The 21,806-nt window shown below is 58.9% G+C and carries 19 protein-coding genes and 2 pseudogenes; 10 read left to right on the forward strand and 11 right to left on the reverse strand.

The features are described from left to right. Positions 1-44: 44 nt before the first annotated feature. The 3 genes from ACVOLQ_RS16775 to ACVOLQ_RS16785 all read left to right on the forward strand — a co-directional run bounded on the left by ACVOLQ_RS16775 (position 45) and on the right by ACVOLQ_RS16785 (position 3,166). Entirely contained in the window at positions 45-386 is a 342-nt protein-coding gene (locus ACVOLQ_RS16775; protein ID WP_296251554.1) for a hypothetical protein, read from the forward strand. A 119-nt stretch (positions 387-505) separates the two neighbouring features. Next, on the forward strand, positions 506-1,849 hold the full coding sequence (locus ACVOLQ_RS16780) for a YfjI family protein (protein ID WP_481528715.1): 1,344 nt from the start codon (positions 506-508) through the stop codon (positions 1,847-1,849). A gap of 63 nt (positions 1,850-1,912) precedes the next feature. After that, positions 1,913-3,166, forward strand: a complete 1,254-nt coding sequence (locus ACVOLQ_RS16785; RefSeq protein ID WP_481528716.1) for a hypothetical protein — start codon at positions 1,913-1,915, stop codon at positions 3,164-3,166. A gap of 55 nt (positions 3,167-3,221) precedes the next feature. Here the strand turns inward: ACVOLQ_RS16785 and ACVOLQ_RS16790 are convergent, their stop codons facing one another. Further along, a complete protein-coding gene (locus ACVOLQ_RS16790; protein ID WP_481528717.1) occupies positions 3,222-3,368 on the reverse strand; it encodes a hypothetical protein in 147 nt (48 codons plus the stop codon). A 75-nt stretch (positions 3,369-3,443) separates the two neighbouring features. Here ACVOLQ_RS16790 and ACVOLQ_RS16795 point away from each other — a divergent pair, with 75 nt between their 5' ends. From ACVOLQ_RS16795 to ACVOLQ_RS16805, 3 genes are all read left to right on the forward strand, one after another. After that, positions 3,444-3,665 carry a type I restriction-modification system subunit M N-terminal domain-containing protein gene (locus ACVOLQ_RS16795; protein ID WP_481528718.1) on the forward strand — a complete coding sequence of 74 codons (222 nt, stop codon included), beginning with the start codon at positions 3,444-3,446 and terminating at the stop codon, positions 3,663-3,665. Positions 3,666-5,169: 1,504 nt separating this feature from the next. Then, positions 5,170-5,463 (forward strand): helix-turn-helix transcriptional regulator, encoded by a 294-nt coding sequence (locus ACVOLQ_RS16800; protein WP_481528719.1) that lies wholly within the window; start codon positions 5,170-5,172, stop codon positions 5,461-5,463. Positions 5,464-5,667: 204 nt separating this feature from the next. After that, complete coding sequence (locus tag ACVOLQ_RS16805; RefSeq protein WP_481528720.1) at positions 5,668-6,954, forward strand: YagK/YfjJ domain-containing protein; 1,287 nt, start codon at positions 5,668-5,670, stop codon at positions 6,952-6,954. A 291-nt stretch (positions 6,955-7,245) separates the two neighbouring features. On the opposite strand, the gene ACVOLQ_RS16810 is transcribed toward ACVOLQ_RS16805, so the two are convergent. The 3 genes from ACVOLQ_RS16810 to ACVOLQ_RS16820 all read right to left on the reverse strand — a co-directional run bounded on the left by ACVOLQ_RS16810 (position 7,246) and on the right by ACVOLQ_RS16820 (position 9,668). Continuing rightward, complete coding sequence (locus ACVOLQ_RS16810) at positions 7,246-7,881, reverse strand: hypothetical protein (protein ID WP_481528721.1); 636 nt, start codon at positions 7,879-7,881, stop codon at positions 7,246-7,248. Between the two features lie 128 nt (positions 7,882-8,009). Further along, positions 8,010-8,957 carry a toxin-antitoxin system YwqK family antitoxin gene (locus ACVOLQ_RS16815; RefSeq protein WP_481528722.1) on the reverse strand — a complete coding sequence of 316 codons (948 nt, stop codon included), beginning with the start codon at positions 8,955-8,957 and terminating at the stop codon, positions 8,010-8,012. 21 nt (positions 8,958-8,978) lie between these two features. Then, on the reverse strand, positions 8,979-9,668 hold the full coding sequence (locus ACVOLQ_RS16820; RefSeq protein WP_481528723.1) for a J domain-containing protein: 690 nt from the start codon (positions 9,666-9,668) through the stop codon (positions 8,979-8,981). A 177-nt stretch (positions 9,669-9,845) separates the two neighbouring features. Between ACVOLQ_RS16820 and ACVOLQ_RS16825 the strand changes: the two genes are divergently transcribed. After that, positions 9,846-10,070 (forward strand): helix-turn-helix domain-containing protein, encoded by a 225-nt coding sequence (locus tag ACVOLQ_RS16825; protein WP_481528724.1) that lies wholly within the window; start codon positions 9,846-9,848, stop codon positions 10,068-10,070. A gap of 280 nt (positions 10,071-10,350) precedes the next feature. On the opposite strand, the gene ACVOLQ_RS16830 is transcribed toward ACVOLQ_RS16825, so the two are convergent. Then, positions 10,351-10,845 (reverse strand): JAB domain-containing protein, encoded by a 495-nt coding sequence (locus tag ACVOLQ_RS16830; protein WP_481528725.1) that lies wholly within the window; start codon positions 10,843-10,845, stop codon positions 10,351-10,353. Beyond that, positions 10,842-11,798 (reverse strand): DUF932 domain-containing protein, encoded by a 957-nt coding sequence (locus ACVOLQ_RS16835; protein ID WP_481528726.1) that lies wholly within the window; start codon positions 11,796-11,798, stop codon positions 10,842-10,844. Before ACVOLQ_RS16835 ends, ACVOLQ_RS16830 begins: the two co-directional genes overlap by 4 nt. 423 nt (positions 11,799-12,221) lie before the next feature. On the opposite strand from ACVOLQ_RS16835, the pseudogene ACVOLQ_RS16840 reads away from it, so the two are divergent. Beyond that, positions 12,222-13,655 (forward strand): annotated as a pseudogene (locus tag ACVOLQ_RS16840) (IS1182 family transposase). 151 nt (positions 13,656-13,806) lie between these two features. Here ACVOLQ_RS16840 and ACVOLQ_RS16845 read toward each other — a convergent pair. Then, positions 13,807-16,440 carry an excinuclease ABC subunit UvrA gene (locus ACVOLQ_RS16845; protein WP_296251555.1) on the reverse strand — a complete coding sequence of 878 codons (2,634 nt, stop codon included), beginning with the start codon at positions 16,438-16,440 and terminating at the stop codon, positions 13,807-13,809. Between the two features lie 243 nt (positions 16,441-16,683). Here ACVOLQ_RS16845 and ACVOLQ_RS16850 point away from each other — a divergent pair, with 243 nt between their 5' ends. Next, positions 16,684-16,986 carry a putative quinol monooxygenase gene (locus ACVOLQ_RS16850; RefSeq protein ID WP_062171693.1) on the forward strand — a complete coding sequence of 101 codons (303 nt, stop codon included), beginning with the start codon at positions 16,684-16,686 and terminating at the stop codon, positions 16,984-16,986. 818 nt (positions 16,987-17,804) lie between these two features. Here ACVOLQ_RS16850 and ACVOLQ_RS16855 read toward each other — a convergent pair. The 3 genes and pseudogenes from ACVOLQ_RS16855 to ACVOLQ_RS16865 all read right to left on the reverse strand — a co-directional run bounded on the left by ACVOLQ_RS16855 (position 17,805) and on the right by ACVOLQ_RS16865 (position 20,215). Next, positions 17,805-18,641: a CPBP family intramembrane glutamic endopeptidase gene (locus tag ACVOLQ_RS16855; protein ID WP_296251556.1), complete on the reverse strand. Its 837-nt coding sequence runs from the start codon at positions 18,639-18,641 to the stop codon at positions 17,805-17,807. A gap of 48 nt (positions 18,642-18,689) precedes the next feature. Beyond that, positions 18,690-18,920 carry a hypothetical protein gene (locus tag ACVOLQ_RS16860; protein ID WP_296251557.1) on the reverse strand — a complete coding sequence of 77 codons (231 nt, stop codon included), beginning with the start codon at positions 18,918-18,920 and terminating at the stop codon, positions 18,690-18,692. A 664-nt stretch (positions 18,921-19,584) separates the two neighbouring features. Next, a pseudogene (locus ACVOLQ_RS16865) lies at positions 19,585-20,215 on the reverse strand (DUF488 domain-containing protein). A 770-nt stretch (positions 20,216-20,985) separates the two neighbouring features. Here ACVOLQ_RS16865 and ACVOLQ_RS16870 point away from each other — a divergent pair. After that, a complete protein-coding gene (locus ACVOLQ_RS16870; RefSeq protein WP_296251558.1) occupies positions 20,986-21,237 on the forward strand; it encodes a hypothetical protein in 252 nt (83 codons plus the stop codon). A gap of 132 nt (positions 21,238-21,369) precedes the next feature. Here ACVOLQ_RS16870 and ACVOLQ_RS16875 read toward each other — a convergent pair whose 3' ends face one another. Further along, positions 21,370-21,510, reverse strand: a complete 141-nt coding sequence (locus tag ACVOLQ_RS16875; protein ID WP_296251559.1) for a hypothetical protein — start codon at positions 21,508-21,510, stop codon at positions 21,370-21,372. Positions 21,511-21,806 lie beyond the last annotated feature (296 nt).

The following is a 21,806-nucleotide window of genomic DNA, read 5'->3' on the forward strand; positions in this document are numbered from 1 at the left end:
TCCCGTGAGGACGGCAATTCAGCCGCCCCGATCGAGAAAAGAACATGGCATCCAGTAACGTTAAGGACATGGCTACGCAATTCAATGCGGCCTACCAAGCACTAAAAGACAAGAAGGACGCCGAACGGCTCCTTACGCTCATCAAGCCGAAGATCCTGTCCGCGAAGTCAGACGGAATCAGTGACAAGGAGCTAATAGATCTAATCAATGCTTTGGGCTTGCGAGAGAAGTTTTACCCAACGAAGCTCAAGGAACTGCGCGAGAGACTGGGCAACTCTGAATCGGATGTGCCCACCAATGGCGCAGAGGATCCGCCGGCAAGCGAGGAATCCCTCCACCCGTTCACAGCCGCGCTCATCGCCCGTTCCGATGAGCTCGTCCCGTGAGGATGCTTACTCGTTCCACACCATTTCAGGCACCGGACCACAACTTCGGCATGCTCCCCCCGCTCGCTGAAGCTGCCGCGAAGGCGGTTTGTGCCAGGAACACGGAAGCTTGTCCCGCCATGGTCCGGACGCACCTACTGTCGGCCCTATCCTCAGCGGTTGCTCCTCTCTATGTAATGTCCCCTCCCCACTGGACACCCATTCCCATCGGCGTTAATACGCTATGCATTGCCGATGTGGGTGGAAGTAAGAGCCCCGTACACGATTGCGTGATCCAACCGCTCAGGGACCATGCTCGAGACAGTTTCGCTCGGTATGAAGCCGCCCGAACCGAAGCAAGCGCCTCGTTGGCCGAGAAAAAATTCCGAATCAAGCTCTTGAAGTCCGAGATCGCACGCGGTTTACGCAAGCATGAGCCCACGGAGGATCTTCTTGTCACCCTGGCCGAACTGCACCGCACGTCCACGGCGTCGCCCAAACACCGCCCCCGCCTAGCGAGCAACCTTGACCTGGAAAGCCTGCTTCACCAGCTAGATGGCGAATTTGAAGCAGTCGATTTCCTTACCGACGAAGGGGACAAGTTGCTGAGCTCTAGCCTGATGCGCCACGTGTCGGATCTAGTTGATCTGATCGACGGAAAATCGCTGGAATTTCGCCGGGAGAAGAAGAAGCATCTCTATGCCAGCCAGCCACGCGGCACGTTCGGCTTACTCGCGCAGTCCGCCGCGATCGAACCATTTCGCCCCCGGTGTAAGCGCCGTGAGTACACCGAGCACAAAGCGGTCAGGCTCGGCTTCTTCGCACGCTTCCTTGTCTGTGTCGCCCAACCTTCACCCTTGGGCAATCGATATGCACCCGCAGATAACGATGATGAAGCTCTTTCGGATCTCCACCACGCTTTTAAGGAGCTCTACGACCTGCACCAGAACAACCAGGAAGCCGGTGGCATTACCCCGATCGAACTAGCGTTCGCACCTGACGCGCTGGGCTACTGGGAGGAACTGTGCCGCATCACTCAAAATCTCAAGTTCGGCCAGCTCGCGCACATCGCCGACTTCGTCTCCAAGATGCTCAACCTGACCGCTCGCCTGGCCGCAGTCTTCCACGTTTGGGAAAGCCAGACCCACTATGTTTCGATCTCGTGTCTCGAGCGTGCTTGGAAACTTGTTTCCTGGCACGCCACCCAGTACGAGCTGGTGTTCGTCCCACCGCCGCCCCTGCCTCAACAAGAGGACGACGTGGAAGCCGTCACTAGACACCTGGCCACCTACCGCCTCTTTGTCGACTACAAGGAGGTTCCCACGGAGCGCATCGGTCTGTTATTAGGCATTCCGAGCAATCGCTTGCGTGCAGCCCTTTTGCGAATGGAACAACGCGGCCTGATTGAACTGTGCGGAGGGAAGACGACGTTCATCAACTGCACGAAGATGTTCTCGCTCTCGCGTAACATTACCTGGCGATGAACTCTTCCCATCGAGTAAAGATGCCCGGCAAACGTCGGGCATCTTTTATCCAGAAATTCATATATGCGACGGCTTCGCGACATTGAAGCCAAGCTCGTCAAGGAGAAGACTCTTTTGGTCGCTAGCCCTTCCAAAGTTGATCCGCAGGCGGATATCCGAAAAGATCGGCTGGGTAGCCGTGCACGACCCAGGGATGACAAAGAATGGGAGGATTTACCGAACGTGACGCTTAGCCCACTAAGCGCGGAGCAAGAGAACGACATCTGGTCTTCCGCATTTAGAATCTCTTCGATGGTGGCTCAGCCCATGACCGGTTGGCTGCTCCACTCAGCGAGGATATGGACGGAAAGGCGTGCCCTGTCCGACAAAATGCTCAAAGTGTTCGGTGTATCTTCCAAAACCTGGGACGCGGGGCTACCAAAACGACCGCGTAAGATGCGACACACCCTGAACAGCCTGGATTCCTTCATTCGAACGAATCTTTCTGAGCTGACAGCGGAATGTGGCTCACGTAAGGCGCGAGCATTGGAGCGCTCAGCGCTGGCACTGGCCGAGCACCCAACAAGCCCACCATGCACCCTCTTTCATCACACGTTTGGTATTGCAGGCGGCGACCGCCTGGAGGCACTGGCAGTAGCCTTCGACCACCTTACCGAAGCCGCCCTTCATGGTCACTTGAGCAGGAAGGAATTGTCTGCGGGTATTGTCAAAGTAGCGACAAGCATGAATGTAATGGCCTCGCAAACTATCGGACCTCGCCATGACCTAGATCCAGGATTAGATGCACTGCTCCTGTTGATGGCACAGATGGATCACGATCTCGTGTCCCCCCTCATGCCGCACGAGGGTGAAATCAAGAGCCTAATCACTCTGCTGGTTGACGGGCCGGGACAGCCGAAGCGGAGACGCGTCCAACACCGCCTACTGGACATCTACTATGCACTGGCCATGGCAGCCACTGGACGACCACTGCCCGAGAAACTGCCAAGCATCCGTGAAATGGAAAACGTGTTGCTGGGCGGACCGCCTGAGTCAGGTGGTCAGTCCTGGGTGGTGCGTTGGCGAAACGGCACAAAAGCCCTTCGTGAGAGGGACGTCTCTTCTATGATTGTGTACGTGGAGAAGGCGACAGGAAAAGACCTGTCTTGGACGATGCGCCGACTGTATGCAGCCGCCCAGATTTGGGCAAGAGTCGAAGAGCAAGGTTCACGCGCAACTGGGAAAGCAAGCGAGCGCTACGCACAATGGTGGGAAGTGCTTTGCGACCCAGGGCGGTCAAAGACCGCGTGGTTGCAACCCTACTGGGCGCAGTTTTGATCTCTCCACGTAACGCATCAAGGCTCCGCCCTAAAATGGACGGAGCCATGATGCATTACTTTGAAGCCCGCTTGGCAACGACCGACGCTACCTTGGCCTTGAACGCGCGTTGCTGGGGAGAGGGACAGGGTTGGCGATCCACCGCACTTTGAATGCGCCGCTGGGCGGATTGATTCATCGGAGCCTTCTTCTCATTGCTCATCGTTGTCTCCTTTTTTGGGAAGTTTTGAAGAGCTCACAGGCTAGTAGCTGAGCTAAACTGAGTGCGTTAGATATCTTGGGAGTTTGGTCGCCATCTTCGGCCCATATCCTGCGCGGCAAGATGGACGCTTCCGAATTCGAAGAATTCATCCTCGGGCGGCTGTTCCTGAAGCACCTGCCTGACGAGTTCAAGACCAAGCGTCCGCGCACGCGAAATTTTGCCTACTTGCACGACCAGCCAACCTTCTGGCGGAGCTGCTGGAAGACCAGACCAGCTACGGCCAGACCTTTCACGTAGCGATACGCGCCCGCTGGAACGAAGCCTGGATCGATGAAAACGATGCCACGGTGCCCACACCGATGCGTTCCTAGCCGCCATCGGCGGACAACTCACCGATGAGCAGGCGCGCACGCCGATCCTAAAAAAGATTTACGGCCTAATCCGCGCCGATCTTCCCCTGTACTTCAACGCCGTAAAGCGCGCACCGGTCGCTAGCCTGGAGAACCTCGGGGATAAACACACAGTGTCAGGTCATGCATTGGAAGCCGCGCGTAGCGACACGTTAAAGGCGCTGGATGGAATGTTGGCAGGATTGGGATAAGCGCCGCGGGCTGGCACTTGGGTGGGTGGATGGTTCCCGGATGAACCGCCCCTGGAATCGAAGAACGCGCGATGTCGTCCCAACTTCAGGGCGCTGTCGCTGACCTACACCACCAAATCGTGCGATTCGGTACATGTGAAATGAGCTTCAAGGCATGCCAATCCAATTGAATCCGAAATCCACTTCAGACAACGCTCCCCAGCGTGAATGGTCCGCAACTTCCAAGATGGAATGATCCTAACGGTTAGCCACGATGGCAGCTATGACCTGCCTGGATCGATGATGGCAGTTGCGCCGATTTCTTCGCACATACAGGCCGGGTATGGGCTCGCCCGCCATTTCCATGAACTCCAAGATGACGGAACGGCGCCTTGGTCCCCTTCCTGTCGTGGCCACATAGTGGTTTCCCCGTTTGAACATGAGGGCAGGTCACCTGCCCCCAGAACGGACAACCTCCTCCTCCAACTGAGTGCGTAGCTCAGGCCGCGCTGGTCGCAGCTAGGTTGTGCTGCCGACCGCCCTCGGCAAGTGTCGGGATAGAACTTCCCCCACCGACACGTCTTAATCCAGTCCTCGCACGCGCTATTGGTGAACCCGTGGCAGGCAAGCACACCAGAAGGCCTCGCTCCTGCGCTACCCACCTTACCTGAAATCCTCAGCGAATCCGGCGTATTCGGTTGAAATACGCACACCAAGCCAAGGGCTGTCGCATGACCCGCAGCGCTGACGCCCATGTAAAAGAACCATCGCTCACCGACACGACCGTTTCACCTCCGGCGAAATGCCGACACCCGCCTGGGCGAAGCATGCTTGACAACCCCTTCCTGGTTGAAAGTGCCCGGGGAAAGCGGAGTTAAGCCAGCACGCTGCGTTTCAGGCACCGACACCGTCTGGCCGCGCCGACAGGTAAGGCCGAGAACCCAAATCTGATGCTGACTTGGCTACGACAGTCCAGCGCCATCAGCGCGGAAACGCCATCAATTGTGCTGGATTGGGCCGGCAAGTTAGTTCCTTGGCTGGAGTTGCCTCGTAGATTCCGCGCTCGTCAACAAGCACCAGCCAGATACTCAGGTATGTGAATAAATTTCCCCACCTTTTTTCCATGCGATAGCGGTTTTCCGCTCCTTATCCATCGCCGAAAAGAGCGCTCATATTGGCCGCAGGCAGGCAAGGGGCCTGTCGCTTCCCCGAGACCGCGTTATGAGCCTTCACAACAACCAAAACTATCCGCAAAACACCGATAACGGGGCCGTCGCGCCCCCGCGTATGCGCTCCAAGCGAGTCCTGCGTAAAAAGGGCCTCGCGAAGAAGCTCTCGTGTTCCGAGAGCACCATTGACAACCGTCTGAACCCGTCGAGCCCCTGGCATGACGAGACCTTCCCGCGCCCCGTTTCGCTTGGCGCCGGTGGCTCGCGCAGCTCAGCCAAAGGCTGGATCGAATACGTCATCGACGAGTGGCTAGAGAGCCGCATGGAGGCGCCCCGCCACATGTAACGAGCTCACTAAGTCAACGTAGTGCGCAGCACACAAAAACCCCCCATCAGCGGGGGGTTTTTACCCTTCAAATCAGCAACAGCAGGGCCATCCGTCCCATGCGAATTCCGGTTTCTATCTTATTCAATTCATTCGATTCACTTTAGTTCAACAGTCGTCTTATCAACAAGCAATTCACGAGCAACTAGCAGGAGAAACAACCCAATGAATGAGATCAACAAGTACACCTTGTGCACCCCGAGCACAGTTCTCGACTGTGACTTGTTCCAGGAGCAGATTCCCGACGTTCCGCTTGCTGCCGAAGTCAATACTGCTCCGCCCGCGGAATCAGAGCAGGCTCACCACCTCTTCGTACGCAAGACCAGCCAACGTTACGGACTTACCTTTGTCGGTAAAGAACACGACTTCACCTACTGGCTACGCCGAGCAGAGAAGCTGGTCAATGAAGTCGCCCAGACCAACGATCAGCCGGTTGAAATTGTGCTCGATCGAAAGGGGAAGCCGCGCTACCAACTGACGAAGCTCGGCAAAGCGCTCTTCAACTTGTTCAAGAGCTACGACCACGACACTGCGGAGTACTACAAGTACAATCGCTTCAATCCACCCCTGACCGTTATCATGAAGGTCGTCGACCAGTGGTCGCATGAGCTTGTGTATCTCACCAATGGCAACGGCGAGGCAGTTCCGAGTGATTTGCGGACACGCGAGATTCTTGAGGTCGCAATAGCTTCGGTGCGTACGACCTGTCAGAGCCAGCAATACAGAAACGCAGTCGACAATTACAAGCGTAATGAGGAAAAGAACATCGCCAGCTGCTGCGAGTATCTGTCAGCACAGTTCCAGCGTCGCACTCAGCTACTGGTCCTACGGGTTGACCTCTACTTCCGGCCGGCATTCAAAGGTTGGGGCTACACCCGAGAGGCGGACGGACACCACGCAAGGTTCCTGCGGGCTCTGCGTGAAAATCGAATCGTTCCGGACGTCCTCGGCTACATCAGCAAGCGTGAGGACGGAATCGATCGTGGCATCCATTTTCACGTACTCATTGTGCTAGACGGGCACGAACATCGCGATACCGCCAATCTCGGCCGTTTGGTTGGAGAGGACTGGGTCCGCCGCTGCGGCCACGGAGAGTACCCTGACGGGGTGGATGTCGGGGAAACGGGCAAAAAGGACAAGGCTAGCTATTTCAACTGCTACACCCGGAAGGATCAGTACCGTTTTAACTGCCTGGGACTAATCCATCCGACGAATGAAGATAAGCTGCGTGGCTTGCGGCAGGCGATCGAATACCTTTGTAAGGAAACCACTCAGCTCAAGCCCAGCCCACCGAAGTCACAGGAAGGCAGCCAAGACGCCGAGAGCACGAGCAAAAAGGGGATCCGAAACCTGCGCAAGGGAATCATGCCGAAGGGACACAGCGGCCGCGGCGCACCGCGAACCAGTGGCTTGGACACATCACTCATCGACCGCGAGTTGTTAGACCGGTAACTTACTAGCAGTATCCAAAGAAGGGGCCAGCATGCTGGCCCCTTCTCTTTCTTGGTCACATGCAAAGTAGACTGGATCAACATGTTGTTCGAGAACCGCTCGCTGACTGTGCCAAGACGATCAACTGGCGCACCTAGACAGATTCCCTTAAGTCATCATTTCAGATGAAGTTCTTCACTGGATCAGCAAATCCTTCCGTCGGCAGGAAGAAGGCTCGCGTCTCTCACCTCGTTCTCCATTCGGCACACCATGCACTGACACAGGGGGCACTGCACGCCTCACGTAAGCTCTTCAATAGGCGTTTGGAGTCACTTCTATCCACTTCCCGTTGTGAAGCAGATAGCTGACCTTTTTCTCCATGGATGGACAGCAGGTAGCATCATCGGCGCCTTGCACCAGCAGGGATACCGTCAGCACCCCATCCTGCACTGCGAGTGCCTGTGCTACTTCGCCATAACCAGCTACAGAGCGGGAATCAACGTAGCGCAGTCCCCCACCCTCCCTGACGAATGCAGCTAGGTGGGTGGAGTAGGCCATACCTCCATCATTTGCCTCGACCATAAACAGCGCCGCCTTGTCGCTGACACCATCCCCGTTCAAGTCACCCTCTGCAGTATGCCGCGCCTCCTTGTTCTCCAGAGCATCGCCTAACAAGAGCGCCTGACGAGCGAGCTCTTCGTTGATCACAGCGTGGTCCATGACGGTTACTACCGGCTCTACTGTGATTGCGGGCTCTGCCGTGATTGCAGGCTCCACTACGTCGGGCGCGCACTCCTGTGCCTCTGCCTGCGCGGGTGTGAGACCGGCCGGAACCTCGCACCCAGCCAGGTTGATATCGCCCTTCTGGGTCAGTGACTCTTCCTTTTTGCATGCTGCCATCGCCAGAAACAAGAGGCTCCCCGCGAACATCGTCGCCATTCCCTTCATTCCGATTCCTTCCTCAATATGGAAAGTATTAAGTGCCCGCCTAGGGCGGGCATGCCTACGCATGCCCGCCCTTTTTTCATTCCCGCACTATCAACATGATTCACTGCGTCAGCTCAGAATCACTCCGGTCAGTGGATACCTTGCAGTTGTTGCTGGCGCTGCTCCAGCCATTGCTGATGTTCGGCTTCCTGAGCTGCTGCACGCGCAGCTTTGAAAGCGGCGGCTTCTGCTGGACGCACAGGGCGAGGCAGTCCATACGTCTTCAAGGCTGCTGCGAACAGGGCTTCTTCCTCAGCGGAAATCGGCTCATCCGTCCTATCGTACTTTGCATACATCGCCTCAAACTGCGTGTAGTTGAGGTACTGCACACCTTCTTCGGTGAAGTACTTCTCTTCGCTGATCACCCCGCCGCTGCCCACGACCTTTGCTGAAATCTTGCCACTAGGGTAGTACGCCAGCTGCTCCCCCTCTTGGTGCCCTTCCGAGAAAGTGCCCACCACCGCAGGGCTTCCGTCCTCATAGAACACCCTTGAAGGACCTTCCAGCTTGCCCTTCTTGTAGCCAATCTCAAACATCGGCTTCTTTTGGCCACCATCGAACCACCCGCGTGCAGTGCCGTTGATCTTCCCCTTTACGATCGGAACCTCCATGTAGGAATTTCCTGAGACGCTATACAGCTCAAGCTCTCCGTCGAGACTTCCGTTGACGACACGTGTTTCCAATGCACGTTCCCCGTTCTCGTCATACGTGCAGCTCATATCGCCTACGAGCTTGCCCTTGTCGAACTCCACCTGGCAATGGACCTTCAGCCCAGCCAGTGGTCCCCAATGTGCGTTGGATCCCTGCATTGGCACGGGATGGGGCATGGACCTCACAACGTTCTCGATCGCAGAGATCGGCTTGCGCAACTGCTCACGAGGAATATTCGTAATGCTTCCGGTGAATGGCTCGTTCTCGCCGGGGGCGTAGACCAAACCGTTGTTGACTTCTGCATTGCGCCAATCCAATACCGGCTTGCTGCAGCCGACCAGGAATAGGACAACTGCTACCGTCGCTGCGTATTTCATGCCTTTCATGTATTTCCTCTTTGGTTGAATTCAGGATGTTTGTTTCAGATGTTCACTGAGGGTCTCGAACAGCCGTCGCAAGTCATCGGCGTTGAGAGCACTCAACGTGATGAAGGGCTCGCCATGGATTCGAATGCGGGTACCGTGTGCGGTTATTTCCGATAGGCAGCCCAGCAACCGGATCTCTGCCTGCTCGAACTTGGCCTTGCACCGAATCTGTGTCTCGGTGATCAGCACCCCTTCCCTCGCACCACCGAATACGGTGTCGTCGATGAGCACGACAACGTCTTGGGCACGCAGCCTCTCCCCGTAGCTATCCAAGGCTCCCTGGAGCTTCTTATTCGGGATGTGGGGAGCCATGAACACGCGCTCGAAGGGCTCGTTGCTGAACTCCAGCCCTTCTAGTGCTTCTCGGAGTGAGCGGAGCGGTGGAGGCTCTGCTGCGGCCTTGGCTCGCTCAGTCCGGGGGCCTGGATCAGCCGGCTTCGCCGACGCTTGCGTACGGTCGAAGCGCTCGCGTTGGTCCGGGTCTTTCAGTACCGTATACGCCTTGTTGACCGCCTGCATCTTGGCCGTCGCCCATGCCACGGACGCCGCGTCTCCCACGGCGTAGCGATCAGGGTGGTACTGGCTTCGCCGGCCCTTGTAGGCCAGCTCAATTTCCCAGAGGGGTGCCTCGGGACGTACCCCGAGGACTTCATAGTGGTCTTCTTCGAACATCCCTTTTCCCTGCAGAGGCGGTAGCCGAGGGGTCTTTTGCCCGAACTCGATTGCTCGCTGCTCAATTCCGCTGCCCCAAGGGGTCTAGCTCCGTACTCGACCTTTGCCTTACCTCAATACCCGCAATGCTAATCGTAGTATGTCGAATAGTAGTATTCAAATCGAGACCATCTGTCGATGGCTCGTGCATCCCACGAAACTCGACTGGTCACCGTTTTCGCCGGAAATGTCCGACGATTGAGGAAAGAACGTGGACTCTCTCAAGAAGAGCTGGCCGAGGCTGCCGGTGTCCATCGGACATACGTAGGCATGATCGAACGCGGCGAAAAGAACGTGACGATCTACAACATCGAGCGAATCGCAATAGCTCTTGATGTCCCTGCAGGATCTCTTCTCGAGTGAGCGTAAGAATCTGAAGGGAGTAGAACGCAGACCCTCTCACCCTAGAGGTCGGCCGCCCCCTCAATCTCTAGCGCCTCGACCAAGCAGGCTCCGGCCCTCATGCGAAGCCGGCTAGCGGCCTCCCTCACCTTCGCCCTCTGCCGCCAATTTCCAGCAGCAGCGCGCTCTATCTCCCGAGCCTGTCGGTCTAGATCAGCCGCTTTGGCACGAGCTATTGCCGCCCTGGTCGATGACCAGGACGTCTCCGTTTCCTTCATGCTGTTCTCCTAGTATCCGGGCCTTAGATCTGCCCGAGCTGAGCCATCGAGGTCCCTTGGCTTGCCGACACCACAAGGTGGTCGACGACCCTCACCTCCACCATCGCCAGTACTTCCTTCAATCGCTTGGTGATGGCTCGATCTGCTTCTGATGGCTCGCAATGCCCGCTCGGGTGGTTGTGAGCCAGTAGGACCGCTGCCGCGTTCAGGGCCAAGGCACGTGGGACGACAATCCGCGGATGGATCTCAGCTCCATCTATGGAGCCTGAGAACAGCCTTTCTACGGCAATCAGGCGGTTGCGGGCATTGAGGAACGCTACCTCGAAGTGCTCGCGGATCTCATGCCCTAAACGCAGGCGGAAGAACCTGCCCGCAACATCCGGATCTCCCAATAGCAGGCCACTGACCATTGCTCTGCTCTCTAGGATTTCCAATGCCTGAGCGAGGACAGAGCTGTCACGTTCGTTCAACCCACCAGGTACCTCTTCCAGGCGTTGCTTCTGCAGCGAAATGGTCATGCGGCTTCCCCTAGCAGTTCCTTCCAAGCCTTCTGCTTCAGCAAAGCCCCTTGGCCGAACCAGGCTGCATCCAAGCGGTTCTCCGTACTCTGCGCCCGGCGATGGTGGTCCACGAACTCGGTGATGCTGTTGAGCAAGCCAAACGCCGTGCCTTTACTGGTCTTTAGGCCCGAACCTCTTCCCTGCCCGTCGTACAACGCCCGCACCTTGGCTACAGCCTGCTCGTTCACGACTGCCTTCCCATTCTGAGCAGCCGGATACGTGAGCAAATTCCGCAGCACCCCATCGACCGAATCAGGGTTTACAGGTGTCTCACAGAGAATTCGCATCCGCTCCACGAAGCCATGCCAGCCCTCAACGGCAATACCCAACTGGCTCTTGACCCTGTCAGCATCGAAAGCACTGCGATGCGGGACCTTGATCGCTCCCGTTCGAACTCCCACCGCGATCTGCAGGGTGTTGTTGCAGACCACTCGCACTGAGGTGAACTGGGCGGTGGTAGCCAGCGTTCCGTCACAGGCCGTAGCCAGAAGAAGATAGCCATTGACCTGATCCTGGCCCTTTAGGGCTACACCCTGTCCAGTACGGGCCAATGCCCAGAACTTCCGCCCGCCGCGAAGAACGCCTGCCGTTTCCAGCTCAAAGCCGCTGTAGCGCGTCAGGTCACGGTAGAACTCAAGGATTTCCCGCGGCTGGACTACTTGATAGCGCTTGGACACCACGGCCAAAGGTCGCTTGGTGTCAGAGCGATAAAGCACCTTTTGCCCGGGGAACACCCGAACGGGATACTGATCTTCAGCCTCGGCGGCGAATCGCACTTCAGCCTCCTCCAAGGACCAGTTCATGCCGGCACGCTCGCGCCATACTTCAATGGACTGCCCTGGAGCCAACTGGCTTCCGATGCCATGCCATGGGACTTGGCCTGCATAGGCCATGGTTTCAACGTGATGCATCTCGGTCTCCTTTCTTAGACGGCATAACGCGCAAGGCCCGGACAGTGCCGGGCCTTGCGGGTCTATCTAGATAGTTGGTTTAGTCGTAGGAATCCCGGCCGAATTGGTCGGGGCGGGTGAACGAACAACGGGCCACGGCCGACAAGATGGCCGCAGCCACAATGAAGACGCAGTAGAGGAACTCGGATTTATCTTTCATGCTTAGTACTCGAAGCGATACGCCAATGCGCGGCGCACACGCAAAGCAGGGGGATCCTGCTTCACTGTGGTACTAAGGGTCTGAAATAAGTTTCAATCAAAGACAGCATCTCGATGAGGCACAACATTCAAGCTCGACACGCCGAACGGCAACTCCCGGCCGAGGCTGTGTGAAAACCCCTGCGCCACTGGCAATATCTCAGCACCATTCGGTTGGTGCTGAGCATGAAGCGATTCGTCGATGGCGTTGATCGATCACAGGGGCTTTTGTTGCCTGATCGGCTCGAAGATTACGTCCACGAAGACAATCCGGTGCGGGTGGTCGATGCTTTCGTTGATGCGCTCGATCTGAGTGTCCTGGGCTGTGGGACCGTCGATCGCGCCGCTGGTGGCCGGCCCGCTTATCACCCAGCCGCGCTGCTCAAGATCTACATCTACGGCTTTCTCAACCGCATCCAGTCCAGCCGGCGTCTGGAGCGCGAAGCGCAGCGTAACCTCGAACTGATTTGGCTGACCGGGCGATTGGCGCCGGACTTCAAGACGATCGCCGACTTCCGCAGAAACAACGGCACCGCCATCATGTCAGTGTGCAGTCGCTTCATTGCACTGTGTCGGAACATGAAGGTCTTCTCGCATGCTGTGGTTGCGATCGACGGAAGCAAGCTCAAGGCCGTGAACAGCCGAGAGCGGAACTTCACCACCGGCAAGATCAAGGCGCGTCGCGAACTGTTGGACCAGAGCGTCGTGCGCTATCTGGCCGAGCTGGATCGGGCTGATCGTGATCCAGCGCTGCTGCCGGAGGGGCGCGTCCCCCATCTGAAGGACAAGCTGGCGAAGGTACGTGATCAGATGAAAACGCTCGATGCCATCGAACAACAGCTCAAGGGCAAGCCGGACCACCAGATATCACTAACTGATCCCGATGCACGTTCGATGACCTCAAGCGGACGCGGAACCGGCACCGTGGGCTACAACCTCCAAGCGGCGGTTGACGCCGAACATCATCTGATCGTCGCCCCAGATCACCAACGCCGGTAACGATCGCGCCCAACTCTTTGGCATGGCTACGATGGCCAAGGACGCACTTGGAACTCAGCACATGACAGCGTTGGCTGACCGTGGCTACTTCAACGCCCCCGAGATACTGGCGTGTGAGCAGGTGGGCATCATCCCGTTGGTTCCGAAGCCACTAACGTCCAACAGCAAGGCGGAAGGAAGGTTCGACAAGCGGGACTTTATCTACGACCCAGTGGTCGATGCCTATCAATGTCCGGCGGGCGAATTGGCCATCCACCGCTTTACCACCGAAGAGAACGGACTGAAATTGCACAAATACTGGTCGTCGGCCTGTCCCGACTGCCCGATGCGTACCAGATGCACGACGTCCAACTACCGACGCGTTGGTCGATGGGAGCACCATACGTACTTGAGGCGATGCAGCTCCGCCTCAACGCTAGGCCACAAGTCGCTATCTTGCGAAAGCAGACCGTAGAGCACGTGTTCGGCACGCTCAAGGCGTGGTTGGGTACGACGCCACTGCTCATGAAGACGCTTCCGAAGGTCAGAACAGAGATCAGCCTGGCGGTTCTGGCTTACAACATGAAGCGCATGATCAAGATTGTCGGAATGCAAGGCATGCTGAGAGCGATCGCGGCTTGAGAACTCCGGATGATTGTTTTGACCAAACTGCGTGAGTCGTATGCGCTCTCCCCGAAAGATCATCCGCAAAGGGTTTTTACACAGCCTCGGCCAAGAGCGGACGTAGGCTGGGAAAACGCGTTTGCCAGAGGGAAATCGAGCAGCGCCTCGGTCAGCGTGAGTACAGCGCGCGCTGCAGGTAAGGCGCTGTGGCTCCGACGCCCCGGCTCGCTACGTCCTGCGGCACGCCCTCGGCGACGATACGACCCCCCTTCTCCCCGGCGCCCGGGCCTACGTCGATCATCCAGTCGCTGTCGGCGACGACCCGCATGTCATGTTCGACGACGACCACGGTGTTGCCTGCGTCAACCAGTTCGTGCAATTGCACCATCAGCTTGTCCACGTCGAAAGGGTGCAGTCCAGTGGTCGGCTCGTCGAGCACGTATAGCGAGTCGCCACGCTGACTGCGCTGCAGCTCGGTGGCCAGCTTGATGCGCTGGGCCTCGCCGCCGGACAGTTCCGTCGCAGGCTGCCCGAGCCGCAGGTAACCCAAGCCAATGCCGTGGAGCAATGCCAGTGCACGGTGCACGGGCACTTCGTCGGCAAAGAACGACAGCGCCTCGTCCACCGTCATCCCCAGCACTTGGGCGATGTTGCGCCCGTTCCACTCGATTTCGAGGGTCTTTTCGTTGTAACGCTTGCCGTGGCAGGTAGGGCATGGCGCGTAGACGCTCGGCATGAAGAGCAGTTCGATGCTGACGAAGCCTTCGCCCTCGCAAGTGGGGCAACGTCCCTGCGCCACGTTGAAGGAGAAGCGACCCACGCCATAGCGGCGCGCCTTCGCAGCGCGCGTGGCTGCGAACAGCTTGCGCACATGGTCGAACAGGCCGGTGTAGGTCGCCAGGTTGGACCGCGGCGTGCGGCCGATGGGCTTCTGGTCGACGTTGACCAGGCGGCGGATGGCACCCACGCCCGCACCCAGCCGGCCCGCAGTACGCGTTATTGCGTCGGGCAGCGGCATGTCGTCGCTGCTTTCCTCCACCGCCGGCTCGTGGCCGAGGTGCTCGCTCACGAGTTCCACCAGCGCCTGGCTGACCAGGCTAGACTTGCCCGAACCGGACACGCCAGTGACCGCAGTGAAGACCCCCAGTGGGATCCGCACATCGAGGCCATGCAGGTTGTTGCGTTGGATGCCGAGGAGCTCGAGCCAGCCTGACGGGCGCCGAGGCGTGCGCCGACGCGTGGGCACGGAGTCGAACAGATAGCGCCGCGTGTGCGACGCCTCGATGTCGCGCAACCCCAACGGCGGCCCGCTGTAGAGCACGCGGCCACCATGCTGGCCTGCATCCGGCCCCACATCGACAAGCCAGTCGGCGCGGCGCAGCGTATCCAGGTCGTGCTCGACGACGAACAGGGTGTTGCCGGCCGCCTTGAGCTGGCCCAGCACCGCGTGCAGGGCTTCCGCATCGGCGGGATGCAGCCCTGCCGACGGCTCGTCCAGCACGTAGACCACGCCGAACAAATTGGAGCGCGCCTGCGTCGCCAGGCGCAGCCGCTGTAGCTCGCCCGAGGAGAGCGTGGGCGTAGAACGGTCCAGCGCGAGGTAACCGAGACCCAGCCCCTGCAACGCCTCAATCCGCTCGATCAGGTCGCGAGTGATGCGTTGTGCTGCGATCCGCTTCTCCTCGGACAGGTTCGCGGTGCGCCGCACGTCCGTGCCGCCGGTATGCGGCGATCCGCCGGCGGCCACGCGACGGGCGATGTCCTTGCGTCCAGCGGCGCGGCTGCGCGTGGCGGTGGCAACTGGTGTGTCGAACCGGTGCTTCGCCGCGGGCGCCAGGAGTTCGGCGATATCAGCGAGCGGCAAACGCGACAAGGTGCCGATATCCAACCCGGCGAATGTGACCGACAGCGCTTCGCGCTTGAGGCGGCGACCGTCGCACGTCGCGCACGTGGTACCGGACATGAAGCGCGCGACACGCTTCTTCATCAGCGCGCTCTGCGTGTTGGCGAAGGTGTCTAGCACGTAGCGGCGCGCGCCGGTAAAGGTGCCCATGTAGCTGGGCTCGGTTTTGCGGCGCAGCGCCGCGCGCGTTTCAGCAGGTGTGAAACCCGCGTACACCGGAACCACTGGCTGCTCGTCGGTGTGCAGGATCCAGTCGCGGTCCTTCTTCGGGAGCTCGCGCCAGGGTTTGTCGATGTCATACCCCAACGTCACCAGGATGTCGCGCAGGTTTTGCCCATGCCACGCCGGTGGCCACGCTGCGATCGCCCGGTCGCGGATCGACAGCGACGGGTCGGGAACCATGGCCTCGTCCTTGACTGTGTAAACGTAGCCCAGCCCGTGGCAGGTAGGGCAAGCACCCTGCGGCGTGTTGGGCGAGAAATCTTCCGCATACAGCATGGGTTGCCGGGGCGGATAGGCGCCGGCGCGCGAATACAGAATGCGTAGCAGGCTCGACAGCGTGGTGATGCTGCCCACAGTGGAGCGGACGTTCGGCGTACCGCGCTGCTGCTGCAGCGCGACTGCCGGCGGCATACCGTCGATGGCGTCAATGTCGGGTACGCCAACCTGGTCGATCAGGCGCCGCGCATAGGGCGACAGCGATTCCAGGTAGCGCCGCTGCGCCTCGGCATAGAGCGTGCCAAACGCCAGCGAAGATTTGCCCGATCCCGAGATGCCGGAGAACACGACGATTGCATCCCTCGGGAGGTCGACATCGACATCCTTGAGGTTGTGCTCACGCGCGCCTCGCACGTGCACGAAGGCGTCGAACCCGACCGGCGACGGGGACTGGTGCGGCATGGGTTCGCACTCCTGCAGATTCGTGACTATGGTAAATCTGCGCTCGCCGTCCGCGTGAAGGGGGCGTCGAGCCATCCTCACACCGTCGCAACACATCGCTCCACGGAAGCGACTAGTTTGTCAGGCAATAGCGGCCAACTGGCTAGGCGCGCCGATCCGTTGATTTCTTGGCTCAATCAAGTCCTAGGCTTCCAAGTAAGGGAGGGGACGTCGTTACTCCGTCAGACCAACAGGAGACAGCTCATGGTCAAGGTTGCGCTATTCGTTCGCTTCGAAGCGAAAATCGGCAAGGAGAAAGAAGTTGAAAGCTTTCTCCTGAGTGGTCTGCCACTAGTTATGGACGAGCCCGCCACGACCGTCTGGTTCGGAATTCGCCTCGGGCCAACAACCTTCGGCATTTTCGATGCCTTTCCCGACGATGCGGGCCGGGAGGCCCATCTCGCCGGCAAGGTTGCAGCGGCCTTGATGGCCAAGGCCGGGGAAATGTTCTCCGAGCCGCCGACCATCGAGAAAGTCGACGTGCTCGCGGCAAAGCTACCCAGCTAGGCAAGTGGGGCAAGCCGCCACTCGGAGACGCCTTCGGGCGGCTTCGTTGTTTGCCCAACCAAGTCATTGCCATGCCCTCCCCGTCCCTACGTTCGAAATCCATCCCACGGCTCTGCAGCAACCAAGCCGTGCCTCGGAAATCACTGGTCTCTTAGACGGTCGCACCGCACACGGGCTTGTGTATCGACTTATGCGCGACCCGCGTCCGATGTCTACGATGCCTCCTGCATTTCCCTAGCCTCTCAATCGTTGGCTTCGCCGAGGGCCAAGGCCGACGCCAGAGGCCTCGACGATTCCAGCCTCCTGTGGAGCGGGACTTCGCCCAACGCGATTCCACAGGGCGTGGCTCCGGGACTTGTGACCTGCGTGCTCGCAGGGATTGCCTAAGTTGTCGCTGTCCGCTTCGGGTCGCACGCCCTGCGGCCCGATGCACTCGTTGCGAGACGTAAACCGAAGGTGGCCTGGTCGAACTCTATCGAGGAAGCCACATCACTCTCCGTTGACACTTCAGCAAAGGCAGTCTCGGTTCCAGTCGGTACTGGGACTGGCATCACGAACCTAAGCTGCCTCTAGATCGCTAAATACCTCGAGCGGAATCCGTACAAGCAGCAGATTGCAGAGCGAGCACCCGCTGCTTCCGGATGAGCCTGCACTTATGTCCTGCGCGCTGCCGAAAACCCGGAGGTTTGCTCAAGCCCCATGAGATCGGCCCGACGACCGCTAGCAGACGCTCAATCGCTTGGTCGTCGCCGGTACGGCGCGAACCAGCATCCGATCGGCAAGAGCCGGGACGGGGAGATGCCGCCCCAGTAGTGGCGTTACCTGCTGGTCGGCGAGAAATTGTGAGCTCCACGCGTCCTTCGCCACTGGATCCACGCGATCGCGGCGACGAAGAAAACGCTGCACAGGTAACTGCCTTCCGGCCCTTGTGCGCCACCGGTGAAGGTGTCGAGGCCTTGCGGGCGCAGCGCCACCAGGAGTGCCGGCAAGTGCGCATGCATACCGGCGACGGGCAGTTCGAAGCCGGTTGCGAGCAACCAGTTCCACCCCGCGTGCCAGCCCATCACGCCCCAGATACTGCCAGTCCACAGTGCCCAGGCGCAGGCGAACAGCGAGAACAGGGACGTGCTGAGGATGATCAGGGGCGGCTGGTGCGGACTGAAATGCAGGAAGCAGAAAACGAGCGACACAAGCAGCACTGCCACGGCGACATTAGTCTTGCGCGGCACCACCGACAGCATCCAACCGCGGAAGATGACTTCCTCCACGGTCGCTTGGAACATGAAACTTACTAGCAGCAGACTCACGGGCGAGCGCCATGCTTGCCCCAAGCCTGCGGCCTGCATGCCGCCTGCCATCCAGATCGTGACTACGACCAGCGCGACTGTGCCGAATCCAACGGCAAGTCCGCGCAGGACGGTTTTCAGCCGTACCGGACCTGTCAGCCCGATGCTCGCCAGCGAGCGCCCTTCGACCAAGCGTACCCAGGCGAGCACGCCCGCCAGCGTTGGCGGGAAGGCGCAGTCCGCGAGGAAGGGTTCGACCCGAGCGATCTGTTCCAGCTTGGGCCTGTCCTCGGGTCGTTTCGTGTGTTCGATGGCCCGCTCTACGGTTTCCCGCGCATCGGCCTCGCCATCGAGGTCGGCCACCAGCACGTAGAAAATTGCACCCGCAGCACCAGCATCGAGGCCCGTCTCCGTGCGTCAGAAGTCCAGCGCATAGGCGCCGACGGAAGGCGATGAACCGAAGGCCTTTACGTAGCCTTTGCTGAGGACGACGGGGACATTCTCGAAGGCGATCGCACCCTTGTGCTTCAGATTGGGGAGTCGCTCCTTGAGGAAGCTGTAGACCTTGCGTTCCAGCGTCGCGAGCGCGCTGCCCTTCTGGCCGATGAAGGCTTCGGCCTGTGACCAGCAGGGTTGGAACTTTGGCACGTGGTACTGGTCTTGCGGGAGCCCCTACGCGAAATTACAGCACCCAAAGTTGCATCCCCGCCCTCGCTGGTCCATGCTGGGGGGGAGCGCTTGTGGGGCCAAATCATGGTTACGCGTTCTTTTAACTACTTTGCTCTTCGATCAGACTTTGATCGTTCAGCCCACCATCTCGTCGCCACCTGCACAGCATTGGCGTCTAACGAGCGTCAGGCGTTGCTCGAGGGCTTGGCTGATTTAGCAGCGAAAATTGCAGACGGAGTCCAAGGTCATCGGGAAGAAGCGGCCATCCTCATAAGCATTCAACGAGTAATGCAGAGGGTGAAGCGTGAGGTATTCACACACGCAACTTCCCCACTCGACCACAATCCTTCATGGCTCCCTGCCTATCAGTGTGTTATCGAAGCAAGCCAAGAACGATGAAACCGTGCCTCACAGAAACCGAGTTGGAAATGATCCAGAGTGCCTACAAGCTCTATGGGGCAAGTGACGGTTTCTAGATTACTTTCAATATCATCACAGAAGCGGTTACTCAAAGAAGCGATTGTTCCGGGAAGGAAGTGACAGACATGGTCAAGAGTGCGTTTAAAGAGTTGGCTCGAACAGACAGCGCGTTCGATGAAGCTTTTTGAATAACAGTAGAGAAAAAGAGCCCGGCGTACCGGGCTCACGGTGCTACTCCCCAGTAGATGCCTCGGATCATGGCCCCCGCCCTCAGTTCAGTCAACCATTTCTGCGCACTCGGCCAGGAGCTCGGCTGGGTTGCTCTTAAAGCAAGCCGAGCTGCAAATGGGGGATATATAAGGCCCTCACCCGCCCGCTGCGCCATGGGATTGAGTCTGTGCGGGTCCGGTGCTCGTTCGGTCTGGATATGCAGCACTTGGTGACCCCGGTGCACTAGAAGGTCCGAAATCAACCGCCGATGGCAGCGCCACCACAGTAGCTCTGCACACATCAATGCCGTCCGACTTCTCGCGGCAGCAGCCAAGGCTTGTTCAAGCCCATCAGCAAACCCTGCGCTGGCCATGTGGTCTGCGTAGCCCTGAAACGATGAGTTCCTCCACCCGCCGTTCGCCGACCTTGACTGCACTGTTCGCCGCCCCCTAGCCGGGAACCCAATGATAGCCAATGCCTTCCCGAGGCAATTGCGCACTCATCGCGTCGCTGCCGAACCAAGGAAACTTTCGGAAGCCAGGAAACCGTCTGACACCCGGAACTGAGTCGATTTGGTTGGCTTGCAGAACATCGATAAAAGCGCCCCACGTGCCCGTTGAGTACCCCATCGTCCAAACAGTCATGGGTTTTTCCTGCCATCGATCTCAACCCGACTACGCTGGAATTCTTTGCCCAAAGAGCGGGGGCGGGTAGTCTAGAACTTACCTCGACACCTTCGCCTCAGCTGCCCGCTCACCTCTGGCAACAGCGCCAGACCCGGTGATAGGATTTTCCGGTCCGACCGCCTGGCACCTTTCATGAACGAGCACACTTCAACTCAGTGCTTAACTCTGTCCGAGCTTGCCCAGCTGCGGCTCGCGTTTGAGCGCTACGGGACCGGGGATGGGTTCTGGCTCGCTTATACCGACATCCTTGATGCAGCCACCAACAGGCTTGGGTGCGACCGAAATATCGTGAACGAAGAAATGCGGAACGCTTTCCGGAAGTGGGCTAGGGAGGACCCTCAGTTCCTCTGATCGGCCAGAAGCGCCGGCCGTTCCGTCCCCCTGATCAGCACCTGCCAGACCGTTCCAACGACGGATGCCTATCGGACGATGAGCTGACCGCGCTGCGCCAAGCCTTCGAGCGCTACGGTTCGGGCGATGGGTTCTGGATGGCCTTTGAGGACGTTATGGAACAGGCTGCTACTCGGCGGCGTTGCAGCTGCCAGATCGTGCTCAATGAAATGCGGGCCACCTTCCGCACCTGGTCGAAGAGCGACCCCCGATTCTAGTAGGGGCAAAATGCCTTTCGCCTCCCCTCTGCCAAGCATGGCCAGCCGCCCGGTCGCATGCCCCTCTTGCGGGACGGCGGCCGGAGGTTTCAAATACCGTCTTTCATACCTGTACCGCCGATGGCCTCCTCCCCTCATTTCCAGCTCCTGGAAGAGCTCGTCCACTCCATGGAAAATGAAGTGCAAGACCTCTCGACTGGCGACCGCGTCAGCAAACTCGAGGCCGTACGTCAAGCTGCAGCCCGAGCATTTGCTTGCTGTGAGCAAGCAGATGAGGAGGCAATAGATGCGCTGGTACAGCGCGCCTGCGAAGCGGCCGTAGTACCAACTGACGCAAAGAAGGATGAACTGACGACATTGATTGAGCAGTGACAGACCGCGCCCATCTTTGCTGCCTGTCCCCAATTGGCTGGTAGAACTCGGTGTAGCTCAAGAAAGCAGCCTGCAGGGACTGGTTTAGCCCCCGCTCTCCGCTCCGGTCTCAATCCCAAAGTGCGCCGCAGCCTAGTGCTTGTACGCCGCCTTGATGCCGGCCACGATCACTGCAGTCGGCAATGGCTCGGTCGCCCCCACGTCGTAGCTGTCCCCCAGCACCTGCGCAATCGAGTTCTCGATCACCGGGCCCAGGCTTTCCGCCCGCTTCACATCCCCGATGCAGTGCCACCACTGCGTGTGCCAGAGCACTTTCCCTTCAGTGCTGGGCGTGTGCAGATTTTGTGTAAACGGGATTCGGGTAACAGCTGAGGGAGTCGCCCCTCAAACTGGATGGTAAATCGGTTCAGGACTGCCTTCCAATCACGGATGGGTAAGGTCCATCGTTTGCTGATGTTTGAATCGCCCCGTCTTTCCCGGAGGCTCCAAACCTTGAGAGGATGGAGCCATGAGCAACAGATTGACGAGGTACGCACCCGAGGTGCGTGAGCGGGCGGTGCGGATGGTCC

The organism is Stenotrophomonas sp. STEN031 (assembly GCF_056759975.1).

Bases quoted from the DNA above. Each gene is read 5' to 3' on its own strand.
- ACVOLQ_RS16775 (WP_296251554.1), top strand. From the start codon at position 45: ATGGCATCCAGTAACGTTAAGGACATGGCTACGCAATTCAATGCGGCC.
- ACVOLQ_RS16780 (WP_481528715.1), top strand. From the start codon at position 506: ATGGTCCGGACGCACCTACTGTCGGCCCTATCCTCAGCGGTTGCTCCT.
- ACVOLQ_RS16785 (WP_481528716.1), top strand. From the start codon at position 1,913: ATGCGACGGCTTCGCGACATTGAAGCCAAGCTCGTCAAGGAGAAGACT.
- ACVOLQ_RS16790 (WP_481528717.1), bottom strand. From the start codon at position 3,368: ATGAGCAATGAGAAGAAGGCTCCGATGAATCAATCCGCCCAGCGGCGC.
- ACVOLQ_RS16800 (WP_481528719.1), top strand. From the start codon at position 5,170: ATGAGCCTTCACAACAACCAAAACTATCCGCAAAACACCGATAACGGG.
- ACVOLQ_RS16805 (WP_481528720.1), top strand. From the start codon at position 5,668: ATGAATGAGATCAACAAGTACACCTTGTGCACCCCGAGCACAGTTCTC.
- ACVOLQ_RS16810 (WP_481528721.1), bottom strand. From the start codon at position 7,881: ATGAAGGGAATGGCGACGATGTTCGCGGGGAGCCTCTTGTTTCTGGCG.
- ACVOLQ_RS16815 (WP_481528722.1), bottom strand. From the start codon at position 8,957: ATGAAAGGCATGAAATACGCAGCGACGGTAGCAGTTGTCCTATTCCTG.
- ACVOLQ_RS16820 (WP_481528723.1), bottom strand. From the start codon at position 9,668: ATGTTCGAAGAAGACCACTATGAAGTCCTCGGGGTACGTCCCGAGGCA.
- ACVOLQ_RS16825 (WP_481528724.1), top strand. From the start codon at position 9,846: ATGGCTCGTGCATCCCACGAAACTCGACTGGTCACCGTTTTCGCCGGA.
- ACVOLQ_RS16830 (WP_481528725.1), bottom strand. From the start codon at position 10,845: ATGACCATTTCGCTGCAGAAGCAACGCCTGGAAGAGGTACCTGGTGGG.
- ACVOLQ_RS16835 (WP_481528726.1), bottom strand. From the start codon at position 11,798: ATGCATCACGTTGAAACCATGGCCTATGCAGGCCAAGTCCCATGGCAT.
- ACVOLQ_RS16845 (WP_296251555.1), bottom strand. From the start codon at position 16,440: ATGCCGCACCAGTCCCCGTCGCCGGTCGGGTTCGACGCCTTCGTGCAC.
- ACVOLQ_RS16850 (WP_062171693.1), top strand. From the start codon at position 16,684: ATGGTCAAGGTTGCGCTATTCGTTCGCTTCGAAGCGAAAATCGGCAAG.
- ACVOLQ_RS16870 (WP_296251558.1), top strand. From the start codon at position 20,986: ATGGCCTCCTCCCCTCATTTCCAGCTCCTGGAAGAGCTCGTCCACTCC.